This is a genomic window from Pseudoduganella sp. UC29_106 (assembly GCF_044055365.1).
In the GTDB taxonomy this organism is placed as follows: Bacteria; Pseudomonadota; Gammaproteobacteria; order Burkholderiales; family Burkholderiaceae_D; genus Rugamonas.
In genome coordinates this window covers 5,819,463-5,837,668 of record NZ_CP171977.1, presented here as the reverse complement: position 1 = coordinate 5,837,668, position 18,206 = coordinate 5,819,463, and the positions used below count along the sequence as shown (strand labels likewise).

Annotated in this window: 17 protein-coding genes and 1 pseudogene; 7 read left to right on the top strand and 11 right to left on the bottom strand. The window is 64.7% G+C overall.

Annotated features, from left to right (window positions below):
- Positions 1 to 87 precede the first annotated feature (87 nt).
- Both ACHMW6_RS29110 and ACHMW6_RS29105 read left to right on the top strand, forming a co-directional pair.
- A complete protein-coding gene (locus ACHMW6_RS29110) occupies positions 88 to 1,644 on the top strand; it encodes an ATP-binding protein (protein WP_395402216.1) in 1,557 nt (518 codons plus the stop codon).
- Positions 1,634 to 2,236 carry a response regulator transcription factor gene (locus ACHMW6_RS29105; protein ID WP_395402214.1) on the top strand — a complete coding sequence of 201 codons (603 nt, stop codon included), beginning with the start codon at positions 1,634 to 1,636 and terminating at the stop codon, positions 2,234 to 2,236. Before ACHMW6_RS29110 ends, ACHMW6_RS29105 begins: the two co-directional genes overlap by 11 nt.
- On the opposite strand, the gene ACHMW6_RS29100 is transcribed toward ACHMW6_RS29105, so the two are convergent.
- Positions 2,181 to 4,484 (bottom strand): O-antigen ligase family protein, encoded by a 2,304-nt coding sequence (locus tag ACHMW6_RS29100; protein ID WP_395402212.1) that lies wholly within the window; start codon positions 4,482 to 4,484, stop codon positions 2,181 to 2,183. The genes ACHMW6_RS29105 and ACHMW6_RS29100 overlap by 56 nt on opposite strands.
- Before the next feature lie 138 nt (positions 4,485 to 4,622).
- On the opposite strand from ACHMW6_RS29100, the pseudogene waaF reads away from it, so the two are divergent.
- The 5 genes and pseudogenes from waaF (at position 4,623) to ACHMW6_RS29075 (ending at position 7,493) form a co-directional block, all read left to right on the top strand.
- A pseudogene (gene waaF / locus ACHMW6_RS29095) lies at positions 4,623 to 5,640 on the top strand (lipopolysaccharide heptosyltransferase II).
- Positions 5,637 to 6,131, top strand: a complete 495-nt coding sequence (locus tag ACHMW6_RS29090) for an esterase/lipase family protein (protein WP_395402210.1) — start codon at positions 5,637 to 5,639, stop codon at positions 6,129 to 6,131. The pseudogene waaF and the gene ACHMW6_RS29090 overlap by 4 nt, the downstream one beginning before the upstream one ends.
- Entirely contained in the window at positions 6,122 to 6,562 is a 441-nt protein-coding gene (locus ACHMW6_RS29085) for an alpha/beta fold hydrolase (protein WP_395402208.1), read from the top strand. Before ACHMW6_RS29090 ends, ACHMW6_RS29085 begins: the two co-directional genes overlap by 10 nt.
- Positions 6,555 to 7,103 carry a hypothetical protein gene (locus tag ACHMW6_RS29080; RefSeq protein WP_395402206.1) on the top strand — a complete coding sequence of 183 codons (549 nt, stop codon included), beginning with the start codon at positions 6,555 to 6,557 and terminating at the stop codon, positions 7,101 to 7,103. Before ACHMW6_RS29085 ends, ACHMW6_RS29080 begins: the two co-directional genes overlap by 8 nt.
- Before the next feature lie 33 nt (positions 7,104 to 7,136).
- The gene (locus ACHMW6_RS29075) at positions 7,137 to 7,493 is read left to right on the top strand and encodes a winged helix-turn-helix domain-containing protein (RefSeq protein ID WP_395402204.1); all 357 of its coding nucleotides are present in this window, start codon (positions 7,137 to 7,139) and stop codon (positions 7,491 to 7,493) included.
- A 607-nt stretch (positions 7,494 to 8,100) separates the two neighbouring features.
- Here the strand turns inward: ACHMW6_RS29075 and ACHMW6_RS29070 are convergent.
- The 10 genes from ACHMW6_RS29070 to hemF form a co-directional block, all read right to left on the bottom strand.
- Entirely contained in the window at positions 8,101 to 10,188 is a 2,088-nt protein-coding gene (locus tag ACHMW6_RS29070; RefSeq protein WP_395402202.1) for a TonB-dependent receptor family protein, read from the bottom strand.
- A gap of 42 nt (positions 10,189 to 10,230) precedes the next feature.
- Complete coding sequence (locus ACHMW6_RS29065; protein WP_395402200.1) at positions 10,231 to 11,469, bottom strand: MFS transporter; 1,239 nt, start codon at positions 11,467 to 11,469, stop codon at positions 10,231 to 10,233.
- 29 nt (positions 11,470 to 11,498) lie between these two features.
- Positions 11,499 to 11,714, bottom strand: coding sequence for a hypothetical protein (locus ACHMW6_RS29060; protein WP_395402198.1), 216 nt, complete (start codon positions 11,712 to 11,714; stop codon positions 11,499 to 11,501).
- 187 nt (positions 11,715 to 11,901) lie between these two features.
- Entirely contained in the window at positions 11,902 to 12,972 is a 1,071-nt protein-coding gene (locus ACHMW6_RS29055) for a lipid A deacylase LpxR family protein (RefSeq protein ID WP_395402196.1), read from the bottom strand.
- 23 nt (positions 12,973 to 12,995) lie between these two features.
- Entirely contained in the window at positions 12,996 to 14,459 is a 1,464-nt protein-coding gene (rng, locus tag ACHMW6_RS29050) for a ribonuclease G (RefSeq protein WP_395402194.1), read from the bottom strand.
- The gene (locus ACHMW6_RS29045) at positions 14,459 to 15,079 is read right to left on the bottom strand and encodes a Maf family protein (protein ID WP_395402192.1); all 621 of its coding nucleotides are present in this window, start codon (positions 15,077 to 15,079) and stop codon (positions 14,459 to 14,461) included. The genes rng and ACHMW6_RS29045 overlap by 1 nt, the downstream gene beginning before the upstream one ends.
- 339 nt (positions 15,080 to 15,418) lie before the next feature.
- A complete protein-coding gene (gene rlmH, locus ACHMW6_RS29040; RefSeq protein WP_395402190.1) occupies positions 15,419 to 15,889 on the bottom strand; it encodes a 23S rRNA (pseudouridine(1915)-N(3))-methyltransferase RlmH in 471 nt (156 codons plus the stop codon).
- Positions 15,890 to 16,585 carry a ribosome silencing factor gene (rsfS, locus tag ACHMW6_RS29035; protein ID WP_395402188.1) on the bottom strand — a complete coding sequence of 232 codons (696 nt, stop codon included), beginning with the start codon at positions 16,583 to 16,585 and terminating at the stop codon, positions 15,890 to 15,892.
- Positions 16,586 to 17,233: a nicotinate-nucleotide adenylyltransferase gene (locus tag ACHMW6_RS29030; RefSeq protein ID WP_395402186.1), complete on the bottom strand. Its 648-nt coding sequence runs from the start codon at positions 17,231 to 17,233 to the stop codon at positions 16,586 to 16,588. It lies immediately after the preceding gene.
- Positions 17,230 to 18,141, bottom strand: coding sequence for an oxygen-dependent coproporphyrinogen oxidase (hemF, locus tag ACHMW6_RS29025; protein WP_395402184.1), 912 nt, complete (start codon positions 18,139 to 18,141; stop codon positions 17,230 to 17,232). Before hemF ends, ACHMW6_RS29030 begins: the two co-directional genes overlap by 4 nt.
- Between the last annotated feature and the right edge of the window lie 65 nt (positions 18,142 to 18,206).

Sequence of the window (18,206 nt, the reverse complement as noted above, 5' to 3'; positions counted from 1 at the left end):
CTCATTGCCTGAGCGTAGATTGTTAATTGTCACAATACGATACGTAAAACCCTTAGTTGCGCTTTTTTCCTTATGCGTTTTTCGTTTTTGGTCCCCGCATCGGCTTATGTCGTCCTTTACCTGCTGTTCGACTGGCTCAGCTACGTCGAGCCGCTGTTCGGCCTCAACATTACGCCCTGGAATCCCGACCCGGCCCTGGGCCTGCTGTTCTGGATGCGCTACGGCAAGCGTGCGGCACTGCCCTGGTTCGTTGCGCTGGTGGCGGGCGAAGTGCTGGTGCGCGGCATGCCTGCCGGCGTGGTGGGAACGCTGCTGACGGCGGCGTGGCTGATGGTTGGCTATGGCCTGATCGGCGAGGCGCTGCGGCGCCAGTTCGGCAGCACGGAGCTGTTCGGCAGCCGCGAGAACCTGTTCCGCTGGCTGGCTACGATCGCCGGCGGTTCCCTGGTGAATGGCGCCATCTACACCGGCCTGCTGAAGGGCGCGGGGCTGATTCCGGCACATGAATGGACAATGGCGGCCTGGCGCTTTGCTGTTGGCGACATGGTGGGCGTGGTCGTCACCATGCCCCTGCTGTGGATGCTGGCCAGCACCGGCCCGCGCGAGCGCCTGCGCGCGGCCGTGTGGCGGCTGGAGACCCTGGGCTACCTGGCCCTGGCGATCTTCGTGCTGTGGGCGGTGTTCGGCTACATCCTCACGTCTCAGTTCAAGCACTTCTACTTCCTCTTCCTGCCCGTGATCTGGGCGGCCGCCCGCCAGGGCGTGTACGGCGCGGCGCTGATCGTGTTCGTGGTGCAGCTGGCCGTGGTCACCATGGTCAAGGGCAACCGCGGGCCGGATATTTCCGTCTACGAGTTGCAAATGCTGGACGCCGTGCTGGCGCTGGTCGCCTTCTTCATCGGCATCGTGGTCGACGAACGGCGCAAGACGGAAGATGAACTGAAACAGACGCTGCGCCTGGCCGCGGCAGGCGAGATGGCGGCCGCGCTGGCGCATGAACTGAACCAGCCGATGACCGCGCTGGGCGCCTACGGCAAGGCCTGCGAGCACCTGCTGGAGCGGGGCGAGACGGGGGACATGCTGAAGCACGCCATCGGCCAGATGATCGCCGAATCGGCGCGCGCGGCCGAAGTGGTGCGGCGCCTGCGCGATTTCTTCCGCACCGGCGCCATGCACCTGGAATCGGTCAGCGTGGCGATGCTGCTGGGGGGAATCGTGCAGCAGTTCCGCGTGCCTTTCCACGAACATGGCGTGGTGCTGGAACTGGCCGAGGCGCCGCCTGTGGCCGTGCAGGTGGACCGCCTGCAGATGGAGCTGGTGCTGCGCAACCTGCTGGCCAATGCGCTGGACGCGGTGCGCGCCCAGCCGGCCGGCGCGCGCCGCATCAAGCTCCACGCCGAGGCCGTGGGCGGCAAGCTGCGCCTGACGGTGGAGGACAGCGGCAAGGGCGTGTCGGAAGAAGTGGCGGGGCGCCTGTTCGAGCCTTTCGTGTCGTCCAAGGCCAGCGGCATGGGCCTGGGACTGGTATTAAGCCGCGCGATCGTGGAGGCGCACGGCGGAAGTTTGTGGGCGGAAGTTGGCGATCACGGCATATTCCGATTTATACTGCCGGCGCTGGAAACTGGAGATCAAATTGGCAAATAACCTGACCGTCTTCCTGGTCGACGATGACCCCTCGGTGCGCGATGCGCTGGGATTGCTGCTGGGCGTGCGCGGCTACCGTACCGCCGTCTTTGCGAGCGCTGAAGCTTTTCTCAAGGCTTACCAGCCCGATTGGGCGGGCTGCCTGATTGCGGATATCCGCATGTCCGGCATGGACGGGCTGGCGCTGCAGCGCAAACTGAATGAGATGGGCTGCCCGCTGCCCGTGATCATCGTGACCGGCCACGGCGACGTGAGCCTGGCGCGCGAAGCGTTCAAGGCGCGCGCCGTCGACTTCCTGGAAAAGCCCTTCGACGATGCGAAGCTGATCGCGGCGATCGAGGAAGCGTTCTCGATGGAGCGCAGCTCACGCCAGGCGCTGGACCGCCAGTCGCAGTCGCGCCAGTTGCTCGACGAGCTGACGCCGCGCGAGCGCGAAGTGATGGAGCTGGTGGTGATGGGGCGGCACAACCGGGAGATTGCGCCGCAACTGGGCATCAGCGTGCGCACCGTGGAAGTCCACAAGGCGCGCCTGATGTCTAAACTTGGGGTTGATAATGTGGCTGACCTGGTGCGGATCGCAATGGCACGCTGAGCTTCTCGCGGCGCCATTGCAGCACCACTTCAAATAGCCATTGCGGCTGCAGCGCATTCATGCAGTTGCAGCTTTTCGCGTCGTTGCAGCCTTCGCAGGGCTTGGGCTGCACCAGGCTCATGGCGCGTTCGCCGAGCGCGCCCCAGCGTGCCGGATCGATCGGCTTCACGGGCGGGAACAGACCCGCCGTCGGGCGGCCCAGGGCGGCCGCCATATGCAGCGGACCGGTGCCGCTGGCAATCAGCCCGTCGCAGCCGCCGATCAGGGCGGTGAAGCCTTGCAGGTCGAGCTGGCCGCAAACATTCTTCACGTTCCGCAATGCCAGCAGTTCTGGTGCATGCTCCTGCAGGAACTTGCCTTCGGCCGGGCTGCCGGTGACGAGGATTTGCACGTCCGGCACGGTGCGCAGCAGCGCGGCCAGTTGCGTGTAGTGCTGCAGTGGCCATTCGCGGCCGTTGCCGTTCGATTTCGGGTGCAGGATCAGGTTGAATTTGTCCTTCGCCAGCAGCGCGTCGGCCTGCGGGTGGCGCGGCACGCTCATGCCGTACAGGCGCCAGCACTGTTCCAGCGTGGGCGCGAAGTTCATGCCGAGGGGCTTGAGCAGCTTGAAATTCAGCTGGGCTTCGTGCAGGTCGGACTTCACGCGGCTGAAGTGGGCCAGCAGGTTGCAGGTGAACCAGTGGTAGAAGCGGTGGCTGCTGCCCACGCGGCGCAGCACGTCGGCGCGCCAGGCGGCATTGGCCAGCTTGCGCTGGGCGAAGCCGAAGATGACGGTGTCGTAGCCCGCTGCGCGCATATGCGCTTTCACATCGCCGATGGATTCGACGGTGAGCACCTTGTCCACGTGCTTGCATTGGGCGACGATGGCGGCGGCGTAGGAGCGGCACAGGAAGCTGATTTCGGCCTGCGGGTGCTGCTGCTTCAGGTAGCCGACCATGGGCAGGGTGAGCACCACGTCGCCGATATTGTCGGTGCGGGTGACGAGCACGCGGCGCAGCGGCGGCTCGGCTTCCTGGGCGCGCAGGCAGAGCGCGGCGAGGGCGCCGATCATCGTGATGTAGAAGATCTTCGGCGCCATCAGCCAGAACATCACGTCCGTCAGGCCGAAGCCGATGAAGCTCAAAACCACGATCAGGCCGGCCAGTGCCAGCGGGCGCTGGCCCTTTTCCGGTGCGCGCAGCAGGCGGGCGAACATGATCAGCGGCGCGGCGTACATGGCGATCAGCAGGGTGAAGTCGACCAGACCGCCGGTGGCCAGGGTATGCAGCATATCGTTGTGGGCGCTGCTGTAGTCGAGGGCGGGCGACTTCTGCAGGCGGCCGGCGTCGGCCAGGGCGTGCAGCACCACGTCGAATTCGTCGCGGCCTACACCGAAGAAGGGGTGCTCGCTGAACATCATCCACGCCGCTTTCCACAGTTCGAGGCGGATGCCCACTGAGGTGGTGGCGTCGTTCAGCGTGTAGTAGCGCTGCACCTCGTCGGCCGCGATGGCGATGCGGTGGGCAACGCCGGTATGCGGCACGGCCAGGGCGATGGCAAACAGCGCCACAGCCACGCCACAGGCGACCAGCAGGCGCTTGCCGTAGATGCCATAGCCGAAGCGCACCAGCGGCGCCAGCACCAGCAGCAGGGCGAGCCAGCCGCCGCGCGAGGCGGACAGGATGGAGGCGATGATCCCGCACAGGAAGGCCAGCACGGGCAGGAAGGAGAGGCGACTGCGGCGGAATTCGGACAGGCCGCACAGCGCCATCAGGCCCATGGCCATGGCCAGGTCGCCGAAGGTGATGGCGTGGTGCGTCATGCCAACGGCGCGGTCGAGGTTTTCGACGGAGGTCTGGTAGATGGCGATGCCGGCGGCGATCGCGGTGCCCACGCATAGTCCCAGCCAGAACCAGCGCGCCTTGGGGCGCAGGAAGTAGACGGCGCCGATGGCGCTCAGGCCCAGCATCATGCGCGAAGGACCGTCCAGGGTGTACAGGCCCTGGTGGTTGATGACCATGCGCGCCAGCGAGACCACGAAATAGCCGACGAAGGCTGCCACCACGGGGCCGACGACGGGCCAGTAATTTTTATAGGGCTGCAGCGTGCCGCGTTTGGCGAAGCAGAAGAACAGCACGAGCATCAGTCCCATACACGCACCGAGGCCGTAGCGCGTGGACAGGGCCAGCGCGGGCAGGGCGAAGATCAACAGGGAGGCAATCAGGCCGCCGCTGGTTTTCGGGAGCGGCGTGGTGCTGGTCATATCCATCGGGGGCGCAGTGGCGGCGTGAAGACGCATGCTGAAAATTGCCCATTATAGCAGCGCTGCCAGGAGCCCTGGCGCGGGGTCCGCGGGCGTATATAATTCGGCAACCCGCCCGGGCCGGGCCGCGCTATAAGGAGCACCGTGCAACGCATTCTTGTCATTTCTCCCAATTGGATCGGCGATGCCGTGATGGCGCAGCCTTTGCTGCAGCTGTTGCGCGCGCAGTATCCGTCGGCGCCGATCGACGTGCTGGCGCCGCCGGCCGTGTCGCCCGTGTGGCGCCAGATGGCGGAGGTGGACGAGGTGCTCGAAACGCCGTTCCGGCACGGCGCGCTGCAATTGCGCGAGCGCTGGCGCTATGCCCGGGTGCTGCGGGCGCGCGGCTACTTTGCTGCCTATGTGCTGCCCAACACGCTTAAAATATGCGCTGATTCCCTGGCTGGCGGGGATTCCGCGCCGCGTCGGCTACAAGGGCGAGAGCCGTTATGGCTTGATCAATGTGATGCACCACGATTCGGCGCCGCCGCGGCCGATGGTGCCGTTTTATGCGGCTTTGGCCCTGGCGCCTGCGGCTGCAGCGCCGGCCGGCGTGCCCCGTCCGCGCCTGGTCGCTTCGGACGCGCAGATTGCCGCCGCCTGCGCCAAGGTTGGCCTGGACGTTGGCCGTCCGCTGGTGGTCTTCGCGCCTGGCGCGGAGTTCGGCAACGCCAAGCGCTGGCCGGCCTCGCATTTTGGCGACCTGGCGCAGGAGATCTTTGCCCGCGTGCCTGGCGCGCAGGTCGCTTTGCTGGGCGGTCCGAAGGACGCTGCCGTTTGCGAGTCCGTTTGCGCCGTGGCGCCTTCCTGCGTGAATCTGGCGGGCAGGACGTCTTTGGGCCAGGCTGTGGCGCTGATTGCGCGCGCCGATGCAGTGGTCAGCAACGATTCGGGGCTGCTGCATGTGGCTTCTTCCCTGAACCGTCCCGTGATCGCGATCTATGGGCCGACGGATCCGGATCATGCGCCGCCGTTCTCCGACCTGGCTGCGTCGATTTCGCTGCGGCTCGATTGCTCGCCTTGCCGGCAGCGCGAATGTCCCCTCGGCCACCATAACTGCATGCGCGGCATCAGCGGCGAGCAGGTCTGGCAGACCTTGCAGCCCATGCTGCGCCCCGCATGACCGATCCCGCCACCCCGCCCGGCCCAGCCGCGCAAGCCGGCGCCGCTCGGCCTCCAGCACCGGGCGAAGTGGCTGGTACTGCGCGGCTGATGCCGGAGGGGATGGCCGACGCCCGGTGGCTGGCGCCATCTGCGGCGAGCGGCGAGGAGCATGCGACGGCGAATGCGGCGAGCGCTGCGGCTGGGGGCGCTGCGGACACAGGGCGCGCGCCTGGCCGAGCGGTGCCGCTGATGCTGGTGCCAGGCTACATGCTGGACGACACGCTGTGGGACGCGCTGCGGCCTGCGCTGGCGGCCGGGCCGACCGGCGCTGCGCGGGAGCTGGTGCACGTGGCGCTAGCCGGCGGCGAGACGATCGAGGAAATGGCGCGGGCCGCGCTGCAGGCGTCGCCGGAAGGCCGCTTTGACTTGCTGGGCTTTTCGATGGGCGGTTATGTGGCTCGGAAATGGTACGGCAAGCGCCCGAGCGCGTCCGCAAACTGGTGCTGGTAGCGACATCCAGCCGCGCCGACACACCGCTGCAAATCGCCCAGCGCCAAACCGCAGCGCGCGCCAAGCCGATCGGCCCCTTCCGCGGCCTGGGGCGCGCGGCAATCATCCAGTCGCTTCACCCGGCAAACGCCGCGAACGAAGCGCTGATCGCGCAGGTGCGCGAAATGGGTTCGCGCCTGGGCCGCGAAGCATTCGTAGAGCAATCTATGGTCGTGCGTGACAGTGACGCCGCGCGGCTGGCGGAAATCCAGTGCCCAACCCTGATCATCGCCGCCGCACAGGACCAGATGCGCAGCCCGGACGAAGCGCGCGAACTCGCGCAAGGCCTCCCCGGTGCGCGGCTGGAGGTCATTGAAGACTCAGGTCACATGATCCCGCTCGAGCAGCCGGACCGTCTGGCTGCAGTGATTCGCGGATGGCTCCATGACTGAGCGCCGCATGAACCTGTATCTCGTGCTGGCCACGATTGCGATACACGGCACCATGATGGCCGTGAACGAAGTGTTTTTTAAAGAAACCGAATTCCTGGCCGGGATCGGCTGGGTCTATCTGCCTGCCGGGACGCGCCTGCTTTGCACGCTGCTGTTTGGCGGCGCCGGTGCGATCGGCTTGCTGATCAGCGGCTGGCTCGCGTGTTACTGGTACTACTTCCCCGGCGATATCGTGCGCGGGGCCATGGGATCGTTAGCCGGCGCCGTCGGCCCCTATCTCGCATACCTGGTAGCGCAGCGCTGGCTGGGACTGCGCTCGTCGCTGACCAATCTCACGCCGCAGCGGCTGCTGCTTTGCGCCGTCGGGTGCTCCGCCGCGAGCCCGCTGCTGCATCATCTCTGGTTCGCGGTGCACGGCGACGAGCATCTGGCCAGCGGACTGATAGTGATGTTCATCGGCGACCTGGCCGGTACGCTTCTGGTCGTCTATACCGCGAAGTGGGCGCTGTCCTTCCTGCCCGCGCCGAAGCGTGCGTGTTAGAATTTATAACGTATTCACACCGGCTCCAGCATTATGACCACGCCCAAGCGTCCTGCTGACATCTACCTGCGCTTCCTGCAACTGGCGGAAGCGCTGCGCGGCTTGCCCGCCTTGCCGGCACTTGACCCGCTGGAGGAGCGCATCCTGGCTATCGTCGCCCGGGCAGGCAAGGAGGATCAGCGCCTGTCGGTTCGCGACATGATGGCCAAAAAGGAGCTGGGTTCACCGGCCACTCTTCACAACCGGCTTACTTCGATGCGCGAAAAGGGCTGGATCATGCTGTCCGATACCGAGGACACGCGCCGCAAACAAATCGAACTTACCCAGGCAGCGCTGCTGCATTTCGACAAGCTCTCGAAGTGCATGCTGCAGGCTGCAGGCAAGACTTAGCGGTCGATCGAAGTCGTTGCCGGTTGGTTTTTTCTTGTGTAGACTGATCTAAAATTTATATCAATAATATGACGCCTACACTTTGCTTGAGGACAGTGGCACTTGGGGCCATGCTGGCAGCGGTCGCTGTGGCGCTGGCCTTGATGCCGGAGAGCTGCCAGCGGCTGGATATTTTCGTGTCTCTCGTTTACTGGGCGCCGCGGCAGGATTTGTGCTGTACCTGCCGCTTGGCGTGGCCGCTGGCGTTGAGAATGTTGATGTGCTGATGCTGGGGCCGTTGGCCGTGCTGGGTTGCGCGGCGGCGGTTGCTTCTGGAGCTGCGCTGCTGGCGGCTTTCAGTGGCCATTCGGCGGCGAGTTGGGTGTTGGATGGGATTGCGGTTGGCGGGTTTGTGGTGGGGGGGCGGGTGGTGGGGTGTCGTTGAAGGTATCGGTGCGCATGCACGGCGGATCAATGATCCGCCCTACGCCTCACGACGGATTATCTGCCCCCGCGGGGGCCGTGGGGCGATCATTGATCCGGCGTGTTCGTTGTGGGGCCAAACCCGATGGTCCGTCGTGCGGCGTAGGGCGGATCATTGATCCGCCGTGTTCGCGTTGCCTGCGGCTTAATACGAAATATGCAGCTGCGCGTAAGCGGTGCGCGGGGCGCCGGCCATGCGGCCGGCGTTGCCGTCCACGTTGCGGGTGTAGTAGCGCTTGTCGGAGAGGTTGTTCACACCGACCGTGACTTCATAGCCGCGCAGGCCGGCGACTTTCCAGTTCAGCTGAGCGTTCCACAGGCGGAAGCCGGGGATCTGGCCGACACCGCCGTTGGCTGCTTCGGCCACGGTGTTGCTCGCGTCCGAATACTGCTTGCTCTGGTGGGTGGACGACAGGTTCACGGTCCACGCGCCGATGCGGTAGCGGGCGCCGACGGTGTCGGTGTTGCGCGAGTAGAAGGGCACGTCCAGGCCCGCGGTCGTGCCGGATTCCTGCAGCGCCTTGGTGTAGCTGTAGTTCGCGAACAGGTTCAGGCCCGCCAGCGCGCTCGCTTCGTCGAAAGTGTAATCGACGGCGGTTTCGACGCCGTCATGCTTGGTGGCGCCGATGTTCTGGAAGACCGGCGGCACGGAGCCCGGTACCTGCAGGATCTGGTTGTCGAACTTCAGGCGGAAGAAAGTCAGCTCCGCGCTTACCGCGCCATTCTTCCAGCGCGCGCCCAGTTCGGAAGTCTTCGCCAGTTCCGGCTTCAGCGGATTGGCCGCGGTCTGCGAATTCAGCTGCACGTTCTGCACAGGGCCGAAGGACGTGCTGTAGTTGGCGAACACGGTCAGCGCAGGATTCACCAGGTAAGCCACGTTCAGCGACGGCAGGTATTTGTCGTTGTCCGTGCTGAAGGTCGACTTGGCTGTCGCGTCCACGCGGTCGGAGCGGATGCGCTCGAAGCGGATGCCCGGCGTGATGCGCCATGCACCGACGGCGATGCGGTCGTCGATATAGACGGAGTGCGCGTCGGTGGAATTGTCGAAGGTGGTCACGGCGCCGTTCACGCTGGTGGCGACATTGCGCGTGAAGTTGTTGTCATCACCGTGTTCGCGCAGGTAGCGGTAGCCGACGGTCACATCATGCGTCAGGCCGGCGGCGGCAAAGCGCTGCGTGTAGCGCGGTTCGATGCCCAGCACCTGGTAGTTGCGCGGCTGGACGGTGATCTGCGTTTTCGCCGCGTTGATCAGGGAGCTCTGACGGAAGCTCTCGTTGTAGTAAGCCTTGATCTCGAATTCCTGGGTGGCCGAGATCGTGTTCAGGTAGCCGATATCGCCGCCCTTGCGGTCGCCGTTCCAGAAGTCGGTGGGACGCGTGTTCTGGAAGGGATTGGCGTTGTACTGCGCCACGGTCAGGCCGCCCGGCGTTTGCGACTTCACATCGAAGTAGGTTAGCTTGCCGTAGAACTCACTGCTAGGGCTGATCTTGTAGCGGTACTTGAGCGCGAAGTCGTTCACCTTCTCGTCGCTGCCTTCGCGCCACTCGCTGCCGTCCATGCCGGAGTAGAGAATCGCCAGGCCCGCACCGTTATCGAACTGGGTGCCGAGGAAGGCGCTGTACTGCGTATTGTGGCCGCCTTCACCGAAGTGGTTGTAGCGCACGCTGGCGTCGCCAACAAAGCCCGGCGCTTCGGGAATCGAACGGCTGCGGAAGTTGATGATGCCGCCCACGTTCTGCGGACCATAGCGCACCGCGCCGCCGCCGCGCACCACGTCGACGGATTCGATGTTATTCAGGCTGACCGGCGCGAAGGACAGTTGCGGCTGGCCGTATGGCGCCACGGCCAGCGGGATGCCGTCCAGCAGGATCGTCGAGCGAGGGGAGTAGCGCCCGGTCAGGCCGCGCACGCCGATATTCAGCGAGATCGCGCTGCCGGCGGTGCCGGAATTATCGGTCGCCTGTACGCCCGGGATGCGGCGCAGCACGTCGCCGATGGACGACGCGCCGGTGTTGTCGATATCGTCCTTCTGCAGCACGGTGCGCGCGCCCGCAAAATTCTTCACACTGTTCTGCAGGCCGGAGCCCAGCCAGTTGCCCGTGATCCGGACGGATTCGATCGGCTGCGCGCTTTCAACCTCCTGCGCATGCAGCGCGTTGGCCGCCAGCAGGGCGACGGCGGCGGCAATGATCGAGCGTTTGGCGGGAATGGCGTGCAGACGTTGTTTCGACATGGCAACAATTGTGGACAAAGAAAATGAGAATGATAACACTTCTCATTTGCATGCGCGAGAGGGCACATGCGTTTGCCGGAAGGCGCGCCATAGCGCCAGGTCATAGGCGATCTTTAGCAGCCCGCAGGCGACCAGTGGCGCCGCCAGCCAGCCGGCGGCGAACAGCGCGCCGCCTATCGTCGGGCTGATGGCCGATGCCAGGCTGCGGGGAACGGCAGTGAAACTGGCGGCGGCGGCCCGCTCGGCGGGCGTGACCACTTCCATCACGAAGGCGCTGCGCACCGGGACGTCCATTTGCGACAGCAGTGCCCGGAGGAAGAGCAGTGCAAATACCCATTTGACGTCCGGCACGAAGGCGGCGGCGATCAGGCAGATGCTGGCCGGGATGTGCGTGAACACCATCGTGTTGACCAGTCCAATGCGCTCGGCGACCCTGGGCGCGATCAGCTGCGATGCGGCGGACAACAGCCCGGTCCAGAAGAAAAAGCTGCCGGCGGCGGCCAGCGAAAGGCCGAAACGCTGGAAGAACCATAGCGCCATCAGGGCGTTGATGGCCAGCCCGCCGGCGAAGGAATCGACGCAAAACAGCATGGCCAGGCGCAGCACGATGGCTTTCGATTCGCGCAAGGGCTGCGGGGCGGCGGCGCTGGTTTCCTCGCGCGGTGCGGGCATGCGGCGATAGAGCAGCCAGACGGCGGCGCCGACCAGGCCATACAGGATGAACATGCACCGGAATGCCGTTAATTGCCCGATGCCGGCGGCGGCCAGCCATTGCGGGGCGGCGGAAGCCAGCGCGCCGAGCGCCGCGAACAGGGCCCCCAGCAGCGAATAGCGGGCAAACAGGGCGGTTCTTGACGCGCCCTGGCCGGACTGGGCGAGCCGGGCGTGTTCCAGCGGCAGGAACACGCTGACGTCGCCGGAACTGGGATTCAGCGTGCCGGCAAAGGCAATCAGCAGCAGCGGCCAGAAGGTCGAGAACGAGGCGAAGAGCAGGCCGGTGACCAGCATCAGCAGGGCGGCGCCGGGCAGAAGGCGGCGCGGCTGGAGCTGGTGGCCCCAGGCGCCTACCGCCAGCGTGGCCAGGGCCGATCCGAGCAGGGTGGCCGTGCTGAGGATGCCGACTTCCAGCGTGCCGAAGCCGAGGCCGAGCAGGTAGGCGGGTAATAGCACGGCCATGTAGCCGTCAGCAAATGCGCGCAGAGCCTTGGCCGCCAGAAGCCGAATCACGGCGCCGTCGACACCGGCGGGCAGCAGCAAGCGTTCGAGTGGGGCCGGGCGCATGCTGAATCCGGGGGAAGGATCCTCGTTCCTCACTTGGCTGGCTGAGCACGTGCAGCGATAATCGCGTACAGATATTCCGGATCCGCGACCCAGGCTGCGTACTCGTCCAGATTCATCCCTAAATAGTCGCCTAATTGCTGCTGCGCTCCCGCTTGACCCTTATGCCATCGTTCAACGTACTCGTCGATTTCTGCAGGTGAGGCAAGTCCCGCGATGCACAGGGAAACAAAATCTTGCTTAGTCATGGAGTGATCGTCCTTTACTCGCTTGCTTAATGAGCTCGCCGGTTGCGGCATTCAGCGCTCCCAAATGGTTGCCGCGTCGGCCAGTCTAGCGCAATTGATGCATCGGTGCGATCCGACAAACTTTGCGTCACATCAGTGAAGTGCGGGACCGCCCAAAAAACTGCCGAAGGCGGCCAGCGGGCAAGTTCTAGGGGAAATCCGCGCCGACCGTGATCGCGCCCCAGGCTTGCGCGCCGGGCGGCTTGGCGGAACGGTATTCGGAGCTGCGCTGCGTGATCTGGAACATGATGAAGGGCGTGCCGAAGCGTCCCAGCTTGTGGCGGGGCAGGGCGAGCCGCAGGCCCAGCGAGGTGTCGGCAACGAGCACCTTGCTGTCCACATGCGGATCGTCGTGCCACCAGCGTCCGTCCAGGAAGACGTTGTAGGCGACTGCGCGCAGCTCGATGTTCGCGGTGAGGCTGCAATCGAGCCAGGCCAGGCCAAGGCATGCGCTTCCAGGAGCGACGGGGCGGGCGGCGCGGTTTTCTATCATGGGGCCGGACTTGGTGGATATACCGGAATTGTCGCCCAGGACCAGCGCCGGCTGACGATAGCCGTAGCGGAACGAGAGGCCAATCGCGGCGGACGTGGTCACATTGCCGGCGGCGGCGCGCCAGTACCAGGCGCTGTTCAGGCTCCAGCGCTCAGGGTCGCCCAGCAGGTAGCCGATGCTCTTGCGCTGCTCCAGCGTCGCCATCAGGCCCAGGGCGTTGCCGATCTGGTTGTGCCACCCCTGCGGGTCCGGCGAATTGGTGATATGGCGGTGGATGAATTTCTGCGCCTGCTTTGCCAGCGCATGCGGGCCGATGATGCCCGCCAGGCCGCTGATGGTGATGCTTTCCTTCTCGCTGACCGCCAGATCGTAATTGCGCTGGTAGTAAAGCATGCCGGCCCAGGGATGGTCTTCCGGCTGCGGCGCGGGATTGGAGATGTCGGTCGGCGTGTACATCAATTGGCCGATCTTGTGCGTGATGGTCGCTTCCTGCCTGGCGTCGCATCCGAACTGACGGCAGATGGACGCCAGCAGCCGCTTTTCCAGCGGGCCGTCAGCCAGTTTGCGCCGGGCCCACGCGATCTGCACGCCGTCGGTGTAGTTGTCGTCCGAGTTGACGAAAACATCGTTCTCGAAAGTCACGGCAAACGGCGTGAATTCCTCCGCTGGCGCCGCGAGCGCCAGCAGGGGAGGTAGTGACATCAACAGCGGCGCCAATCGTTTCATACCAGCGCTCCTTTTGGGCGGCACTACATGAGGATGACGTCGTACTGTTCCTGATGATAGGAGTTTTCAACCTGCAGCGAAATCTTCTTGCCGATGAAATCGCCCAGCATGGCCAGGTGCTGCGATTCTTCTTCGAGGAACATGTCGACCACTTCCTGCGAGGCGAGGATGCGGAATTCGCGCGGGTTGAACTGCTTGGCTTCGCGCAGCAGCTCGCGCAGGATTTCGTAGCAGATGGTGCGCGAGGTCTTGACCTGGCCCTTGCCGCCGCAGGCGGGGCAGGGTTCGCACAGGATGTGGGCCAGCGACTCGCGGGTGCGCTTGCGCGTCATCTCGACCAGGCCGAGGGCGGAGAAGCCGGAAACGCTGACCTTGGTGCGGTCGCGCGACAGGGCCTTCTTCAACTCGGCCAGCACCGCGTTACGGTGCTCGGTGTTTTCCATGTCGATGAAGTCGAGGATGATGATGCCGCCCAGGTTGCGCAGGCGCAGCTGGCGCGCGATGGCGTGCGCCGCTTCCAGATTGGTCTTAAAGATCGTGTCCGCGAAATTCCGGCCGCCGACGAAGCCGCCGGTGTTGACGTCGATCGTGGTCATCGCCTCGGTCTGGTCGACGATCAGGTAGCCGCCGGACTTCAGGTCGACGCGGCGGCCCAGCGCGCGCTGGATTTCTTCTTCAACGCCATACAGGTCGAACAAGGGGCGCTCGCCGGTGTAGTGCTGCAGCCGTGGCAGCACGGAAGGCGTGTAGATGCGGCCGAACTCCGTCAGCGACAGGAAGTTTTCGCGTGAGTCCACCTGGATGGTTGCGGTTTCGTCGTGCACGAAATCGCGCAGCACGCGCTGGGCCAGGCTCAAGTCCTGGTGCAGCAGCGAAGTCGGTGGACGGGTGCGCGCGCCGTGGCAGATGGCGCCCCAGGTCTTGCGCAGGTATTCGATATCGGCCTGCAGGTCGGCGTCGGACGCATCTTCGGCCTGGGTGCGGACGATGTAGCCGCCTTTTTCCTCGGGCGGCAGCAGGCTTTGCATGCGCGCGCGCAGGGCTTCGCGGTCCGACTCCTTTTCGATCTTCTGCGAGATGCCGATGTGGGCGTCCTGCGGCAGATAGACCAGCATGCGGCCGGCGATCGATATTTGCGTGGACAGGCGCGCGCCCTTGGTGCCGATCGGGTCCTTGATGACCTGCACGGTCAGCACCTGGCCGTCGAACAGCAGTTTTTCGATGGGCGTAGGGGTGGCGTTCTGGCCGTCGTGGGGACGCGCTTCCCAGATATCGGCCACGTGCAGGAAGGCGGCGCGTTCCAGGCCAATGTCGATGAAGGCGGACTGCATGCCGGGCAGTACGCGCACCACTTTGCCGGAGTAGACGTTGCCTGCCAGTCCGCGGGTCAGCGTGCGTTCGATATGCAGTTCCTGCACGGCGCCTTGCAGGACCAGGGCGACGCGCGTTTCCTGGGGCGTGATGTTGATGAGGATATCTTCGTTCATTAGGGCAGCTTCAGTCCGGCCTGGCGCAGCAGCTGCGCGGTTTCAAACAGGGGCAGGCCCATGATGCCGGAGTGGCTGCCTTGGATGTGCTCGACGAACAGCGCGGCCAGGCCCTGGATGCCGTAACCGCCGGCTTTGTCGTAGGGTTCGGTGGTGGCGCAGTAGGCCTTGATGTCGTGGTCGGTCAGTTTGCCGAAGCGGACGTCCGAGACCTGGGTGATGTGGCCGGAGAAGTCCTGCGAATGCACTGCCACGGAAGTCAGCACCTGGTGTGTGCGGCCGGAGAGCTTGCGCAACATGGCCGCGGCTTCGTTGGCATTGGCCGGCTTGCCCAGGATTTCGCCGTCAATGGTCACCGTGGTATCGGCGGCCAGGACGGGGCGCAGGATCAGGCGGCGCTTCTGGATGATGTCCCAGGCGAAGTCCGCTTTTTCCTGGGCGACGCGGCCGACGTAGGCCAGCGGCTCTTCGTTCTGGTGCACGTCCTCGGAGACGTCCGGGCCGCGCGGGCCGTCGCTGCGCAGCATCAGCAGCTCGAAGTCAACGCCGATCTGGCGCAGCAGCTCACGCCGCCGCGGGCTTTTTGAAGCTAGGAAGATCTTCTTTTCGACCGGTTTCATTGTCTCGTTTATTTAATGTTTTCGCGGCAGATCACACATTCGGCGGATCAATGATCCGCCCTACAGCCCTTCGGGCCATTGTCCCGACGTTTGGCGGATCAAATCCGTCACGCCTCGGGCATTGTCCCGATGTTTGGCGGATCGAATCCGTCGCGCACCGGGCCATGTTCCGACGGCGGCGGATCGAATCCATCGCGCATCGGGGCATTGTCCCGACGTTTGGCGGATCAAATCCGTCGCGCATCGGGCCATCATGCCGTGGTTTGTCCGAAGGATGTAGGGCGGATCATTGATCCGCCGTGCGTCCGCCGCCTGCGGCATGTGCCCTTGCCATATTAATTAAACACGATGATAAGGGTGGTTCTGTGTAATTGTCCACGCCCGGTAGAGTTGTTCGGCGAGCATCACGCGCACCATGCCGTGGGGGAGGGTGAGGCTGGACAGGCGAATCATGCCTTCGGCCCTGGCTTTCAGGCCGGGATCGAGGCCGTCGGCGCCGCCGATCAGGAAGGCCGTATCGCGGCCGTCCTGCTGCCAGGCTTCCAATTGCTGGGATAAACCGACGCTGGTGAGATCCTTGCCCCGCTCGTCGAGGGCGATAATGCGGACGGATTTGGGCAGTACCGCCTCGATCCGTTCGCGCTCCAGCGCCATGGCGGTGGCGGCGGTCTTGCTGCCGGAGCGCTCGACCGGCTTCACTTCCTTTAGAACGATGCGCAGCTCGGGCGGCATGCGCTTGACGTATTCGGCGAAGCCGTTTTCGATCCAGGCCGGCATCTTGTGGCCGACCGCAACGATGAGCAGTTGCACTTACTCGGCCGCTGGCTTCTTGATGCGCTTGATGACGGTCTTGACAGGCGCCTCGGCCGCTTTCTTTTCCTTGGCTGCCTTGGCGGAGGCCGCGGCGGTCTTGGTTTCAGCCACTTTCACTTTCTTGCCTTCCGGTGCGACGACCTTCGGAGCGGCTTTCTTCGCGGCGGCTTTCTTCGCCACGGCGCCCGCGGCGGCGGCAGCCTTCACAGTGCCCGGCTTGCGCGCGGTGGTTTTCTTCTCGATCACGGCTTCCGCGTCCTTGGCCTTCTTGGTCGCGGCCAGGTGGCCGGCCTTCTTCGGCTTCGCTTCGGCGTCGGCGGCGGCCTTGCCTTCAGTGGTGGACTTGCGCTTGGCTGCGCCCAGCTTCACCGGCTTCTCGCCCCAGATCTCTTCCAGGCGGTAGTATGCGCGGATCGGCGCCTGCATGATGTGGACGATCATGTCGCCCAGGTCCACCAGCACCCATTCACCGGTGTCTTCACCTTCGATGCCGATCACGTCGCCGCCCGCTTCCTTGACCTTGTCGCGCACGGACGAAGCCAGTGCCTTGGTCTGGCGGTTGGAAGTACCGGAAGCGATGCAGATGCGGTCAAAGAGGCTGGTCAGGCCGGTGGTGTCGAACAGGACGATTTCCTGGCCCTTCACGTCTTCCAGGGCGTCCACGACGAGAGTTTGCAGTTTTTTGATATCCATTTAGTTCTTATAAAGATTGTGTTGTTCAATATAGTCTAGCACTACGCCGGGGACAAGCGAGTCAGCCTCCAGTCCACGTTGTAATGCAGCACGAATGCCTGTAGCCGATACATCGACGGCCATATCGGCTGCGACGTAGGTCAGGCCGGACGGCTGCGCATGCAGCTCGGCCGGGCCGGCCAGGCGGCGCTGGAATTCCAGCGCCACGGCCGGCGGAATATGGGCGGCGTCCAGTTCGAAACCGGGCCTGGCCGCCACGCAGAAGTGGGCCAGGCCGAACAGGGACTGCCAGTCATGCCAGGTATTCAGCCGCTGCAGCTGGTCCGCGCCCATCAGGAAGGCCAGCGACACATCGGGCCCCACTTCGGCGCGGATCGCGCGCAGCGTTTCGATCGTATAGGTGCTTTTTCCGCGCTCCAGCTCCTGGCGGTCGACCGTCACCTTGCACGGCAGGCCGGCAAACGCCAGCTGCAGCATGGCCACGCGCTCATCGGGCGTGGCCACCAGGGAGGATTTCTGCCACGGCAGGGCAGGGATCACACGCAGCTCGTCGGCCTGCAGCAGTGCTGCGAAATGCGCGCCGAGCGCGACGTGGCCGTTATGCACCGGATCGAAACTGCCTCCCAGCAGTGCGATGCAGCGGGTCACGTGGCCAGCCAGTCGCGATGCGGTAGGAAGTCGGTGTACAGCGCCGCTTCGGGGCTGCCCGGCTCCGGATGCCAGTCGTAGCGCCATTTCACGATCGGCGGCATCGACATCAGGATCGCCTCCGTGCGGCCGCCGGACTGCAGGCCGAACAGGGTGCCGCGGTCGAACACAAGATTGAATTCGACGTAACGTCCGCGGCGATAGGCCTGGAAGTCGCGCTCGCGCTCACCATAGGGCGCGTCCTTGCGGGCTTCCAGGATGGGCAGGTAGGCGTTCAGGAATGCGTCGCCCACGTTGCGGGTCATGGCGTAGCTTTGATCGAAACCAAGGGCGTTGAAGTCGTCGAAGAAGATGCCGCCCACGCCGCGCGCTTCCTTGCGGTGCTTCAGGTAGAAGTAGTCGTCGCACCAGGCCTTGAATTTGCCGTGCAGCTCGGAGCCGTAAGGCGCCAGCGCATCGTGGCAGGTCTGGTGGAAGTGTTTCGCGTCCTGTTTGTTGCCGTAGTAGGGCGTCAGGTCCATGCCGCCGCCGAACCACCACACCGGCGTGCCGTCCGCCGCGCTGGTGCTGAAGAAGCGCACGTTCATGTGCACCGTGGGGGCGTAGGGATTGCGCGGGTGGATCACCAGCGAGACGCCCATCGCTTCCCAGGGCTGGCCGCCCAGCTCCGGACGGTGCGCCGATGCCGATGGCGGCAGCTTGGCGCCCATCACGTGGCTGAAGTTGCAGCCGCCACGCTCGATCACATTGCCTTCTTCGATCAACCGCGAAATGCCGCCGCCGCCTTCGGGACGCTCCCAGCCATCGCGCAGGAAGCCCTTGCCGTCCACGCTTTCCAGCGCGGTGACAATGCGGTCCTGCAGGCTTATCAGCCAGGCTTTGACGTCTTGTGGGTTGGGGGCGGACATTTCGTTTTTTCTCTTCTTTGAACCAACGGCGTAATGCTGGTGTCTGCCACGACGTGGCAGACACC

Bases quoted from the DNA above. Each gene is read 5' to 3' on its own strand.
- ACHMW6_RS29100 (WP_395402212.1), bottom strand. From the start codon at position 4,484: ATGGATATGACCAGCACCACGCCGCTCCCGAAAACCAGCGGCGGCCTG.
- ACHMW6_RS29090 (WP_395402210.1), top strand. From the start codon at position 5,637: ATGACCGATCCCGCCACCCCGCCCGGCCCAGCCGCGCAAGCCGGCGCC.
- ACHMW6_RS29080 (WP_395402206.1), top strand. From the start codon at position 6,555: ATGACTGAGCGCCGCATGAACCTGTATCTCGTGCTGGCCACGATTGCG.
- ACHMW6_RS29075 (WP_395402204.1), top strand. From the start codon at position 7,137: ATGACCACGCCCAAGCGTCCTGCTGACATCTACCTGCGCTTCCTGCAA.
- ACHMW6_RS29070 (WP_395402202.1), bottom strand. From the start codon at position 10,188: ATGTCGAAACAACGTCTGCACGCCATTCCCGCCAAACGCTCGATCATT.
- ACHMW6_RS29065 (WP_395402200.1), bottom strand. From the start codon at position 11,469: ATGCGCCCGGCCCCACTCGAACGCTTGCTGCTGCCCGCCGGTGTCGAC.
- ACHMW6_RS29060 (WP_395402198.1), bottom strand. From the start codon at position 11,714: ATGACTAAGCAAGATTTTGTTTCCCTGTGCATCGCGGGACTTGCCTCA.
- ACHMW6_RS29055 (WP_395402196.1), bottom strand. From the start codon at position 12,972: ATGAAACGATTGGCGCCGCTGTTGATGTCACTACCTCCCCTGCTGGCG.
- rng (WP_395402194.1), bottom strand. From the start codon at position 14,459: ATGAACGAAGATATCCTCATCAACATCACGCCCCAGGAAACGCGCGTC.
- ACHMW6_RS29045 (WP_395402192.1), bottom strand. From the start codon at position 15,079: ATGAAACCGGTCGAAAAGAAGATCTTCCTAGCTTCAAAAAGCCCGCGG.
- rsfS (WP_395402188.1), bottom strand. From the start codon at position 16,585: ATGGATATCAAAAAACTGCAAACTCTCGTCGTGGACGCCCTGGAAGAC.
- hemF (WP_395402184.1), bottom strand. From the start codon at position 18,141: ATGTCCGCCCCCAACCCACAAGACGTCAAAGCCTGGCTGATAAGCCTG.